Here is a 13,005-nt window from a genome sequence, read left to right as displayed (position 1 = left end):
TTTGGCTATAGATGATAGTGAATCTGAAAGCATTTAACTTTTTGGATTCAAAGATCGGCCAATTTTAACCTCTCCACAACTTTTTGTGTTGAGCCCTCATTGTTGTGTATGAAATGAAATAGGAGTTTGCTATTTGCATGAAAACAATTAGTCATGATCCGTATTCACTTCTTCCAAATTTTCTCCAATTCTTCCAATGTTTTTCCTTTTGTTTCCGGCACATACTTCCATACTAAAAACATTGCCAGTAAACCCATAACACCATAAATCCAATAAGCAAATCCGTGGTTGAATTTTTCTAACAAGTACGTGTTCTTATCCATCATTGGAAACGTCCATGATACTAAATAATTAGAAATCCATTGTACCGCAACAGCAACAGCCAATGCACGACCTCTAATTTTATTTGGAAATATTTCCGATAACAAAACCCAACAAACCGGCCCCCAACTCACAGCGAAACTTGCTACATAAATAAGCATAAAAACTAATGCCCCTAGACCAACAGACTGTGTAAAAAAGGTTGTTCCTAATGCAAACATCGAAATAGCCATACCCAAGGCACCAATAACCATTAATGGTTTTCTTCCATATTTATCAACGGTCACTATAGCTAATACTGTAAATACTAAATTCACCGAACCAACAATAATTGTCTGCAATAATGCTGTATCAGTTCCAGAACCCATACTTTTGAAAATCTCTGGCGCGTAATATAATACTACATTAATACCTACAAATTGTTGGAAAACGGAGAGTAAGACCCCTATAACAATTACTCTCATTCCGAAAGAAAATAGTTTTCCCGAACGACTGGTTACCGTATTTTCAATTTCAGCAAATATTTTCTTTGCTTCTTCTAGCCCATTTACTTTTGTTAGAACTTCCATAGCTTTTTCTGTTTTAGATTTCAACAGTAACGACCTAGGAGTATCCGGCACAAAAAACAACATAACCAAAAACAGTGTAGCAGGAATGGTTTCCGAAGCAAACATCCAACGCCACCCAATAGAATTCAACCAAGAATCATCTCCTTGTTTTGCAATATAAAAGTTAACAAAATACACCACTAACATTCCAAATATAATAGCAAACTGATTCAACGAAACCAGTTTACCCCTTATTTTAGCCGGTGCAATTTCAGCAATGTACAATGGTGAAAGCATAGATGCTAAACCAACACCTATGCCGCCTATAATTCTATAAATAACGAAAATATAAATGTATGTATGATCTGCGCTTCCTATTGACTCAATAAATAGTTCGGGCATCGAAGACCCTATTGCAGATACTAAAAACAATAATGCCGCTAAAATTAAGCCATTTTTCCGTCCCAATTTTTTGCTGATCATTCCTCCGCATATTCCCCCTACAATACAACCAATCAAGGCGCAAGAAACAACAAATCCTAATCTGGCATTAGCATCCATTTCATTTAATCCGAATGGTAGAATAAAAAAACTTTCCAAAGAACTGACCGTTCCGGAAATTACTGCTGTATCATACCCGAACAATAGACCTCCAAGTGTTGCTACTATCGTTAATTTTATTAGATAACTTCTGTTTGCTGTTGTTTCCATGGTGTTTAGTTGAATTTATTATTGTTTTCAAGCAACTTTTTGTCGCCGTCTTGCTATTTTTTATGATTAATGTAAATTTTCAACCGAATTTGATATTGCCATATCTTTCTCTTTTCGGTTTATGAAATATTCCTGGGCTACTACCTCGTGCATTTTTTTGACTTGAAATAGGTTATGTAGATTTACCCTTGTTCAAACAATCCATAAGTTAGAATTTAGGTTTATTCCCAAATTCCATAGTCAATTGAAGTAAAACTCCCCAATTTCTTTCATTTAAATCATAGATATTGGTGTAGTAACTATTTAGTTTCAGACGTTTTAGAGGTTCTATCATGTAGGTAAAGCTCATACCACTGGTATAGTTCAAATAATATTGATTAGAGGAGGTTGAAGTCAAATAACTACTAACAAAAGATGTATCTATAGAAAAATCATCTTTTAGATAATACCCTAGGCTAGATTGCGTATTAAGAGACATAAAAGAACCATATTCACATGATTTTGAGCTACCTACAAATACTTGATTAATAACTTTTAATTTATTTTTGTCTTTATGTTTCCAGTATACCCCGATTCTGTTTATTTGTATAAAATCATCATTAACCAATTTGTCCTTTATTCGTCCAGAAACTAGGTTTACTCCAATTTTATCATTGAGAAAATGACGATTATCGAAATGTGCGACAACTAGCCACCTTTTATCTCTCTTAAAACTATTGTAAGAATAATCATTCCCTTCAATCTCCAGAAGCGCTGTACTAAACAAGCCTCCAGTACCTATACTAAATTGAGCATCTATTTTATTTGAAATTGGAGTTTTAACAAATACACCTAAATCTTGAATAAACCCCATATCTATATTAATACTATGAAGCATAAAACTAGAAGCGGTATCTAAAAAATGACTATGGCCATAGGGTAGTGTTTTATTACCTACCCAGATTGTAGTGTTCACCCATTTTGTTGAAAACTTAGCCCAAGCTTTTATTAATCGTACTTTAAAGTTGATGCCATTATTTTCTTTAGTAAAGTCTAAACTGGTAGGAGTTGCAACACGAAACATTAATGAGTTGAATCGAATGAGTTTTGTTGGATCAGTAGTAACATCTCGTTTTTGTTTATGAAAAAACTGAAAAGCAACAAGATTCCTTTGCCCCCTAGTAGTGGTGCCAAATCTATTGCCTTCTTCATCGTGAATATACCCTGCATGAAGATTGAACTGGGTAGAGAAAAAATTGGATCGGACTTTCTCAAGTTTTAGTACTTCTTGCCCATAGAGATTACCAATACCTAATACATATAACAAGTTCAATGAAAGGCCCGATAATAATATATGTTTTACGTTTCCCGAACTTTTAGAATCAGAACAAATAATTAGAAATAAAAAACTATGAAAGTTCATTTAATATGAATCCAAGTTTTCAATTTCGAACCAATTGAATCTAGCAGTGTTATCACTTTTCTCTCCTAACGAAGTCGTGTACATACCATAAATAGCACCTACGAAACCACCTGCTTCTTGAGTACTTAAAAAACTTGCATCTACATCTAATTGTAATGGTTTCCAATTTTCATTTTCGTCAGCATAATAGAAATTGTAATGCGCTCCGTTTGCTTCTATCTTTAGCTGTAAAGAACTTTTTGAGATTACAGGTTTTTCAATTAAGAGTTCTAATGTGTCTTTTTTAGATTGAAATAACTGAACTACGGGCCTATCATTGGAAATTGATTTACACATGTAGTAATAATGTGTCTCGTTTTGAAAAATTACTAATCCGGATTTTTCGTTTTCTTTAAGTGTGTTAAAGTCCATTTCTGCACTTACACTCCCATTTATATGTTGCTGTCGGTATCCTATAAAACTTGGATTTTGTTTTTTGGAAGCACTTTCCGGCCTTGTTTTAATTGAAATAGTACCATTGGAAATAGTGTACCACTTTTCTCTTGGTGTTCTTAAAAACAACCATTCATAACCGAGTTTCGATTTTTCGAACTCTTCTTTGTATATATATTTTCCACTGTTTTTAAATGATCGCTTTTGTTTTTTTGCATTATTGGGTGTTGGATAACTTCTCTTTACAATATCTCCTCCTAAATCAAAAATAGGCCAGTTATTTACCCATTTTACAGGCGCCATAAATGTTTCTCTACCAGTGTTATAATAATTGCCTTCGTAAGGTCTGCATCCTAAAAAAACGCCCCACCAATTTCCATAATTATCTTCTACTATATCCGCATGTCCAGTTGAAACAATTGGGCTTGGTCTATTTGGGTCTAAATGACGCTGGGTTAGAATTGGATTATTCTCATAACTTGTATATGGCCCAGTTACATTTTTACTTCGAAAAACAACTTCTGAATGATTTTCATAAGTTCCACCTTCGGCAGCCATTAAGTAGTAATACTTATTTCTTTTGTAGATATGTGGACCTTCGATCCAGTTTGGTTTTTTGGAAATATCCGAACCACCATTTACCAAAATTATAGGTGCCCCTAAAACTTTTCCTTTTTCTATATCGAACTCATACATTCTTATAGTCCTATGTCCTTTATACATTGGTTTTCCATCTGGAGGGACACTGTTGTATACAATAAAAGTTTTCTCATTATCAAAAAAAAGTGAAGGATCTATTCCTTTTACTTCGGGTATCCATATCGGATTGGACCAAGGACCGGCTGGATCGGTTGCGGAAACAATAAAATTATTTCCTCCTTTAACTATTGTGCCTACTAAATAATAAATTCCTTTGTGATAACTGATTGCCGGGGCAAAAACTCCTCTTGATACATCTAACCCCTCTAAATCTAATTGCTCCGGTCTGTCTAATACATTTCCAATTTGTGTCCAGTTCACAAGGTCATTACTTTCAAAAATTGGAATTCCTGGAAAATAGGCAAAGGTTGAATGTACCATGTAGTAATTACTACCAGCTTTACAAATACTTGGGTCGGGGTAGAAACCTTGTAAAATTGGATTTGAGTACTCATTTATTTCATTCACTGAAACTTTATCGATCCTCTTGTTCGTAACACAACTTAAAGTAACAATCCCAACCAATGAAATTGTAATAATATTTTTAATCATCGTATACATATATTTTAAAATTCAGCAATGTGACAAGGCCATTTATCATTTTTCAGATAACTCTATCGACGGAGCACCTTTTTTAGATATCCAGAAATTTTGTTCTTGATATCATGCTTTTACATTATAGATCGCAAAACATCTTTTATTAACAATAGTTTTCCCTAACAGCTGTTTTTATTGGCTTATGGTTTTTTTTGCCCAGTAAATAGTTACATTTTGAATAAAAAAAGAACCATGGTTCTCATCTGTTAGATTCTGTTTTCAGTAACAATGTCACTTGGCACAAATCCTATTCTATACGCTTGCACAACTATTTTAGCATGTTTAGGAAGGTTTAATGGTTTCTGATATATTGACCATGTTTTTGGTGTTTTCCCATTTTCAGGAATAATTTTATAACCAATGGAAGCTCCTATGGTAGCACAGCTAATAGTTAATTTATTATCAGAAAACGCAAGTTTTGGTTTTGAGGTTGTTGGCTGTTTTTTTGCCCCATTCCACAACTTGGCAATCAGTTCTTTTTCAGGAAGATTGGGCTCATCTCCAATTTCAGATAACCAACGGTCCAATTCCGTTCGCAATTCAACAAGTTTACTTTGATAAGAAGGATCTTGAGCCAAATTATTTAGCTCGTATGGATCAGCCGAACAATCATAAAGTTCTTCATCGGGCTTCTTTTCACGAAACCATTGTAATTGTATACTATCTAATTTTCCTTCATCACGTAGTCGTAACAACTCTTGCATTGTAGGTATCCTTTCCCTGAATTTTACAGGCAAATAATACCCTTGATCAGGTCTATAATTACGTATGTATTTATATTGGTTATCTCTAACGGCACGTATGGCGTCGGTAACCCCATCGAAACGATCTGCGGCCCCATATATATAGTTTCGTTCTTCCTTGGCTTTGTACTTTCCTAAAAAAGCTTGTCCTTGAATATAAGCTGGTGGTTCAATGTCGGCCAAGGAAAGTAAGGTAGGGGCAAAATCTACAAAACTGAGTAATTGATCATCTCTTGTTTCTGAGCGTTGCTTGTTTGGAAACCTAATAATCATAGGCGTTTTCAGCCCTAAATCATAAATTAGCCGCTTTTCCCTTGGCATTGGCCCTCCATGATCACCATAGAAAAAAATGATGGTATTTTCCAATAATCCATCATCTTCCAATTGCTTTAAAATGGCTCCAACTTGTTTGTCCATTTCGGCTATGTTATTATATAATTTCCACATATCCCTATGTACTATAGGGGTATTGGGCAAATATGGGGGAATAGAAAACTTTGTGTTTTTGGGCAAGTTCACCGGCGTCTCTTCTTCAGTAAATCGGCTAGCTCCCCAAGCTATGTACGGTTTTTTTTGTAATTCTAATTTATCCTCTCCCCAAGTATAGGTAGTGTCTCCCGAGTGATAATGTCTCGTTTCAATTTTTCTATGACCATAGGGTTCAAATAATCCAGACTCATGTGTTTCCGTAAAATTGAATACCGCGAAAAAAGGTTGGTCCTTATTTCGATTTCGCCAATGGGCATACGGACTACTTTCGTCCCAAGCAGTTTTTGGGGCTTTAAATTGATAATCCTCTTTATAGTTGTTTGAGCAATAATACCCGTTCATTCGAAGAAGTTCGCTTACCATACGCGTTTCAGGTGGAGGCACTGCCCCATAGGCGGGCAAACCTGTCATCTTGGTATGCAAAATGGTACGCATATTATTGGCCCCTATACTTGTTGGGTACATTCCCGTAGTAATTGCCGCCCTACTAGGCGCACATACTCCGGAGGGAGAGAATAGATTAGGATACACCACTCCTTCTTTGGCCAAGCGGCTTAAGTTGGGAGTTGTAATTGTAGAGTCGCCAAAAGAAGGTATATATGACCCCATATCTTCAGTGACCAACCATAAAATATTTGGTCGGTTTGGCAACTCAATTGTTGTAGTTATTACATTTTTTTTCCCATCATTCTTTTTCTTTGATTCGCAACTGGTCAATGTAAACCCTGCAAATACCAAAATGAAAATTACCGTAAAAACTTTATTTAAAGACATACCAATTATTTTAATTGAACAATGATGATTTCAACCTTGAAGCCTTTAAGCCTCCATCCATAAGAATATCTGTGCCATTAACCCATCTACCACCATCACTACATAAAAAACAAAGCATTGCGGCAATATCTCTTGTCTCACCTTTATATTCCTCAGGAAGACTTACTTGTTTTTTTACGATTGTTGCTTCAAAATCTTTAAGAATAGGTGTTTTTATTGGACCTGGACTTACAGATTTTACAGTGATACCTTTTTCTTTCCATTTATCCGATACTTTAAGGGACCATGCAATGACGGCCTCTTTTGAAAAGGCATAGGTAGCTACATCGTTCAAATTATTTTCTATTAAAAACTGTTCTGCTTCATCTGGGTTTTCAATTGCGAACAAAGAATTAATATGGTCTATATTATTAAGCCAATTAGCACCAGCCAATGAAGCTAAATTTATAATTGAAGCGTTCGAATTTAATTTAGGAATCATAAGATTGGTAAAATGGCGCAGTCCAAAAAAATTCACTTTAATTTGGATATCAGTAGGTAATGTTGGGGGAACCCCTGCTACGTTATATAGTGCATCACCTTTTATTTTTAGTGCTTCTACGGCCTTATCAATAGAGGAATAATCACTTAAGTCCATAGGAATATATACGTCGACGTTAGCTTCGGGTTTTTTTAAGTCGAAGCCGACTACGGTCATGCCTTGTGCTTTAAGCTGCCTTGCTGTTTCCGCTCCTATTCCTGAAGAACACCCCGTTATTATTATTGTTTTGCTCATTTTGTTTTATTTTTATTCCATGAATGCTGGTGGATATTGAATACCTTTATCGGCAATTGTAATCCATTTCGTTGTCGTAAAACTATCTATTGACGCTTGACCACCGTAACGCCCGATACCACTATTTTTAACACCCCCGAAAGGGGCTAAAGCTTCAGCATAGATAGTACCGTCATTTACATGGCACATTCCACTTTCAATTTTCCTGGCTACTTCATACCCTTTAACTGTATCTCTAGTAATTACAGCGCCTGAAAGACCATATTTAGAGGCATTCACTTGATCAATAGCTTCTTCGATAGTTGAAAAAACGTATATAGATACTAAAGGACCAAAGGCTTCTTCGTCAAAAGTGCTCATATTGGAAGTTACCCCAGTAAGAATTGTGGGCAGGTAATACATACCATCTCTTTTTCCGCCAGCTAAAACAGTTGCTCCTTTAGCAACTGCATCTATTACTTGTTCGTCAATTTTCCTAATTTGGGTTTCATTGATCAGGGGAGCAATGGGCTTATTTAAATCTCGCACATCACCGTAACCAAGTTTCTTAGTTTTAGCAACAAAACGGTCAGTAAATTCGGTAGTTAGTTTTTCATGTACATAGATACGCTTGGTACCCATACATATTTGACCAGAATGATTAAAGGAGGCAAAAACAGCTGCGTTTACGGCTATATCTAAATCCGCATCGTCTAAAATAATCATCGCATCTTTACCGCCGAGCTCCATACTAACCTTTTTTAAAAGACCTCCGGCTTTTGCTGCGATATGCTTACCCACACCTGTAGACCCCGTAAAACTTATGGCCTTAATAGAGGGGTCCGTAACCATAACATCACCAACTTTCTCTACATTTTGTTTGGAGCACAAAAGAACATTAAATACACCTTTAGGAACACCAGCTTTTTCAAAGGCTTTTGCCAAAACCCATCCTCCTGACAAAGGAGATAATTCGGCAGGCTTTAATATTACGGTATTACCTACCGCTAGAATACTAGATGTGGTTCTTGATGAAAGGTTTAAGGGCATATTCCACGGTGTGATAACACTGACCACTCCCATAGGTTCTTTTACTACCATGCTCTTTTTGCCAGCAGGCGATACTAGCTCATAACCTTTTACGGTTTTAGCAAGGTCTGCTGCTGCACGAAATAACTTAGGTGTGGTAAGGCATTCAAATTTTGCTTTCCCGATCCAAGAGCCAACCTCATCAATTAATATATCTTCAATTTCCTCAACCATTTCTTCAAGAGCTTCCGCTACTTTGATCAGGTAATGACTACGCTCTTCAGCACTTAAACCTGACCATAATGGAAATGCCGTTTTTGCTGCTTTGATGGCCGCCCTAGCATCTTCTGCATCGCAACCAATAACAGTAGCGAATGGTTTATTGGTTACTGGGCTGGTGGTTTCAAAATTCTCGCCCATAGCAGTCCATTTTCCATTTATATAAGAACTATACATATTTTGGTGTTTTTAGGGTATAATTGAATTTATTGAATATTATCTGTGCCGAATTTCTTTTTCCTGGTAATCAACAAAATGACGAGTATTGCACTAGCACATATTATCGGGGCAATTGTAGCTATGTTATAAAATTGGGCAGCAGTCACGTTGGCGGCTACCAATGCGGCACCAACCCCAGGAGTCAGCAAACCACCGATACGACCAACGCCCATTGCCGTACCTATACCTGTTCCTCTAATTGTTGTTGGATAAAGACTAGCAGCAAAGGGAGCCTTTGCCATCATTGCACCAACACTTACGGCTCCAGCGAATGGCGCTATGATAAACCACATATCCGGGTCGTCAACAACTTGTCCTAACCAAAAATATAGCAATGCGGCAAGAGGAAAAGCTATGGCCAAAACTTTTGCGGACCCCCATCGGTCTGCCATCCAGCCAATAATAATTCCACCAATTCCAGCACCTAAATAGTAATGACCGATTGCGTTTAAACTTAGATTTTGTTCCCAACCATTATTTTGTAAAATTGTCGGTAGCCATAGCGACATAAAATAAACGATGAACTGGCCGCCAATAAATGCAATCCATAATAAGAAGGTAACAATAGACCTACCTTCAGAAAACAGTGCTCCAATAGGACTTTTTGCAATCGGTTTTTCATTGATAAACAGTCGATCCGTTTCGGCAATAGTTATGGAGCTATCAACTTTGATTAATAATTTTTTTGCCTTCTCTGTATTTTTCTCTTTGGCTACTAGGTATTTTAATGATTCAGGTAAGAAAAAGACCATCCAAAGAAAAATTGGCAAAGACATCATAAAGCCTAAAAGAAACATCCCCTTCCAATCGTACATTTCAATGAAATGAGGACCTATATACCCGCCAACGGTAGTGGCAAATGGGGCTCCGGCATATACCAATACAGCTAACATGTTTCTAACCTTTTTAGGAGAATATTCGGTTACTATTGCCAACGCGATCGGCAACGAACCTCCGGCCCCCAATCCTGTCAAAAACCTTAGTATAATCAGCTGTGTCATATTTTCAAGGAAAAAACTTACCCCCATACCAATAGTACCTAGACCAAACATAAGTAGCATTGATTTTCTTCGGCCAATTTTATCCATGAGGATTCCGGCAAAAATAGAGCCTGCTAAAATTCCGAATAGAACGGCTAGATGTGCATATTCGAAATCTTCTGGTTTTAAGCCCCAATCCTTTGCAAGATTTGGTATAATCATACCCAAAACTATCATCTCAAAACCTTCAATAATTGAGCACAAACATCCAAGAACAACTATGTGAACTAGAAATGACGTGGCTTTAGCCTTATCTATTATTTGGTTTATATCCAATGTGGTCATGATCTTTTAAAATTTGGTGGTTACGGATGAGATTGCATAGACCACGTTATTATTCATTGTTTTTTCTTGTTCCGGAATTTGTTCTTGAGAATATTCAACGGCCTCCAGAATTGACATAAAATGATTTTTACCGACTATTTTTTGTGTTAAACCAGCCCTATGTAGACGGTCTCTAAAAGAACCTATCGTATTAGCAAAATAAAAATGGATGCCTTTTGCTTCCAGAAGCTCTTTAATTTCTTCTAACATTTTTATTCCTGTAGAATCTACATCATGAATATTCGAAGCATCTATGATGAGTACTTTGATGTTACTGTTTTCAGTTATGACGTTTACAATAAAATCTTTCAAATAATCACTATTAGCAAAGAATAGTTGACCGTTGAATCGAATGATTTTACAATTTTTGACTTGCTCAGCTTCAGGATATCTGTGAATACATCTAAAATGGCTTGTGTTTGGTAATTTGCCCAACACAAGGATGTCTGGTTTTGCCAAGCGATAAACAACAACAATAATGGATAAAAATATACCGGCAAACACCCCTTCTTTAATACCGACTACAAGTGTTAATATAAAAGAAGTCAACAACATATAGAAGTCGCTTCTATGGGTTTTCCATAATGAAAATGCCTCTTTGTATTCAAACAGCCCCACAACGGACACTAAAATAATAGCAGCCAATATGGCTTGGGGCAAATAATAAAATAGCGGTGTAAAAAACAACAATACCAGCGTGACGAAAAGCGCAGTAATTATTGATGAAATTTGTGTTTTTGCTCCGCTCTCATGGTTTATTGCTGAGCGAGTAAAGCTTCCTGAAGATGGCAAAGCTTGAAAAAAGGAACCACCAATTTTAGCAATACCAAGGGCAAATAATTCTTGGTTTGCATCTATCTTATATCTATTTTTTGGATCTTGAGTTGCATTATATTTAGACTCCCAAACCTTGGCAATACTTATTGACTCTACAATGCTGATTACTGTTACGGTCAAGACCGTAGGCATTACCAAACGAATATTTTCTATGGTGAAGTTTGGCACTAAAAAAGAAGGGAAACCCTTAGGTACTTCTTTAACAATTGTAATGCCATAGTCTTCTAAATGGAATAGAGAGACTACCGCTACACTCAATATCACAACCAATAAGGCGCCAGGTATTTTTTTGTTCAGCTTTTTTAATAATAACATTAATGTAATACCACTAATGCAAACCAATGCCGTTGCCACATTCGTGTTATCTATTTCTGAACTTAAACCCTGAATAGTACTTAATAAAGATGAACTTGTTGGAATATGTACACCAAGCACATGCTTCACTTGACTAATGGCTATAATGATTGCTGCAGCGGAAGTAAAACCAATAATCACAGGTTTTGATAAAAAATTGACCAAAAACCCTAATCGCATTATACTAATTAGCAGCTTAAGGAGCCCTATAAAAAAACCGGACAAAATCACGAATGAAATAAATTCGGGAGAACCGGGCACCGCTATTTCACTTATTCCTGCAAAAATTAACAATGATGAAATTGCTACGGGCCCTATGGCCATAGCATGTGATGTACCAAAAATAGCATACAAAAAAAGTGGGACTATGGCACCGTACAATCCATAAATAGGAGGTACACCGGCAAGCATAGCGTAAGCCATGCCCTGAGGTACTATCATTACGCCAACAGTTAGCCCAGAAATTAAGTCAGACTGGAACAACTTAAAGTTGTAATGCTTTACTCTATTTATAATTGGTATTGAAATCATTATCTTTTTATTCGATCACGTCTAAATCATTACCATAGATTACCTCTCCCGTAAAATTCATTTGAACTTCTTTTAAAATCTGTTTTTCTGCCTCTTCATTAGAAAGACCATATGCGATCTGGTGGGTCAAGACTAACTTTTTTGGTTTTATTCTATTGGCTACTTTTCCCAATTCAACACCACCAGTATGTACTCTTTTAAAATATTCTTGTACGACTCCTTTTCCTTTTTTTATTGCACTTTCGCAATAAACTTCATGAACCAAAATATCACAGTCTATGGCTTTTTCATATAGTTTTCCCCTGGGGCACGTATCACCGGAAACTACTATTGTTTTGTCTGGAGTAATAAATTTGAAGGCATATGCTTCTAAATTACCGTGCTCAACGGGAATGGCCTCAACTTTGACCAAATCATCTTTATAAATAATGCCTTGTGTATATGCTTTTGGTTCTATATCTATAGGAGACATAAATTTTGGGTTACTATTTAGATGTTCATTGATGCCATCTTCAAAAACGTCCAATAGCCCATTCACTTTTTTTTCAATACCCTTGGGCCCGAAAATTTTAAGTGTATCCCATCTTTCCGCATTCCAGGGACAAATCATAAACGCAGGCAGGCCTACGGTATGATCTGGATGAAAATGGGTAATGAACAAACGTGTTAATTTTTTATTTTCCAGTCCTTTAATGCCCCTTGCGCGGGCATTTGAAAGGCGTTCTAGAATACCGCTACCACAATCAACGATATATGAAGTCTCATCAACAATTATTGCCAATGAACTTTGATAGCGATCACTCACCATTACTGGGGTACCAGTACCTAAGAGCACTACTTTAGTTCTTGATTTTTTCAATTATTTTGTGTTTTTAATTATTCAAAATTTTCTAAAAACGATACATCCATTTATAAACTTCCG

Annotated in this window: 9 protein-coding genes; all 9 read right to left on the bottom strand. The window is 36.3% G+C overall.

Features of this window, described 5'->3' with window-relative positions; all coding sequences use genetic code 11:
• Positions 1-164 precede the first annotated feature (164 nt).
• The 9 genes from xylE to BW980_RS04685 all read right to left on the bottom strand — a co-directional run bounded on the left by xylE (position 165) and on the right by BW980_RS04685 (position 12,942).
• Positions 165-1,580 carry a D-xylose transporter XylE gene (gene xylE, locus BW980_RS04725; RefSeq protein ID WP_076453736.1) on the bottom strand — a complete coding sequence of 472 codons (1,416 nt, stop codon included), beginning with the start codon at positions 1,578-1,580 and terminating at the stop codon, positions 165-167.
• 208 nt (positions 1,581-1,788) lie between these two features.
• Entirely contained in the window at positions 1,789-2,982 is a 1,194-nt protein-coding gene (locus BW980_RS04720) for a hypothetical protein (protein WP_076453735.1), read from the bottom strand.
• The gene (locus BW980_RS04715; RefSeq protein ID WP_083690347.1) at positions 2,983-4,665 is read right to left on the bottom strand and encodes a glycoside hydrolase family 43 protein; all 1,683 of its coding nucleotides are present in this window, start codon (positions 4,663-4,665) and stop codon (positions 2,983-2,985) included.
• A 251-nt stretch (positions 4,666-4,916) separates the two neighbouring features.
• The gene (locus BW980_RS04710; protein ID WP_076453734.1) at positions 4,917-6,716 is read right to left on the bottom strand and encodes a sulfatase-like hydrolase/transferase; all 1,800 of its coding nucleotides are present in this window, start codon (positions 6,714-6,716) and stop codon (positions 4,917-4,919) included.
• A 10-nt stretch (positions 6,717-6,726) separates the two neighbouring features.
• Positions 6,727-7,491 (bottom strand): coniferyl-alcohol dehydrogenase, encoded by a 765-nt coding sequence (locus BW980_RS04705; protein WP_076453733.1) that lies wholly within the window; start codon positions 7,489-7,491, stop codon positions 6,727-6,729.
• 12 nt (positions 7,492-7,503) lie between these two features.
• Positions 7,504-8,955: an aldehyde dehydrogenase family protein gene (locus tag BW980_RS04700; protein ID WP_076453732.1), complete on the bottom strand. Its 1,452-nt coding sequence runs from the start codon at positions 8,953-8,955 to the stop codon at positions 7,504-7,506.
• A 29-nt stretch (positions 8,956-8,984) separates the two neighbouring features.
• Positions 8,985-10,322, bottom strand: coding sequence for an MFS transporter (locus BW980_RS04695; RefSeq protein ID WP_076453731.1), 1,338 nt, complete (start codon positions 10,320-10,322; stop codon positions 8,985-8,987).
• A gap of 6 nt (positions 10,323-10,328) precedes the next feature.
• Complete coding sequence (locus BW980_RS04690; RefSeq protein WP_076453730.1) at positions 10,329-12,083, bottom strand: SulP family inorganic anion transporter; 1,755 nt, start codon at positions 12,081-12,083, stop codon at positions 10,329-10,331.
• Between the two features lie 7 nt (positions 12,084-12,090).
• On the bottom strand, positions 12,091-12,942 hold the full coding sequence (locus tag BW980_RS04685; RefSeq protein WP_139327590.1) for an MBL fold metallo-hydrolase: 852 nt from the start codon (positions 12,940-12,942) through the stop codon (positions 12,091-12,093).
• Positions 12,943-13,005 lie beyond the last annotated feature (63 nt).

This window comes from Zobellia uliginosa (assembly GCF_900156625.1).
GTDB lineage: Bacteria > Bacteroidota > Bacteroidia > Flavobacteriales > Flavobacteriaceae > Zobellia > Zobellia uliginosa.
This window is presented reverse-complemented; position numbering and strand designations above follow the sequence as displayed.

What these genes read in the sequence shown, in the direction of transcription:
- BW980_RS04710 (WP_076453734.1), bottom strand. Translation starts at nt 6,716, where the DNA reads ATGTCTTTAAATAAAGTTTTTACGGTAATTTTCATTTTGGTATTTGCA.
- BW980_RS04695 (WP_076453731.1), bottom strand. Translation starts at nt 10,322, where the DNA reads ATGACCACATTGGATATAAACCAAATAATAGATAAGGCTAAAGCCACG.
- BW980_RS04715 (WP_083690347.1), bottom strand. Translation starts at nt 4,665, where the DNA reads ATGATTAAAAATATTATTACAATTTCATTGGTTGGGATTGTTACTTTA.
- BW980_RS04700 (WP_076453732.1), bottom strand. Translation starts at nt 8,955, where the DNA reads ATGTATAGTTCTTATATAAATGGAAAATGGACTGCTATGGGCGAGAAT.
- BW980_RS04720 (WP_076453735.1), bottom strand. Translation starts at nt 2,982, where the DNA reads ATGAACTTTCATAGTTTTTTATTTCTAATTATTTGTTCTGATTCTAAA.
- BW980_RS04690 (WP_076453730.1), bottom strand. Translation starts at nt 12,083, where the DNA reads ATGATTTCAATACCAATTATAAATAGAGTAAAGCATTACAACTTTAAG.
- BW980_RS04705 (WP_076453733.1), bottom strand. Translation starts at nt 7,491, where the DNA reads ATGAGCAAAACAATAATAATAACGGGGTGTTCTTCAGGAATAGGAGCG.
- xylE (WP_076453736.1), bottom strand. Translation starts at nt 1,580, where the DNA reads ATGGAAACAACAGCAAACAGAAGTTATCTAATAAAATTAACGATAGTA.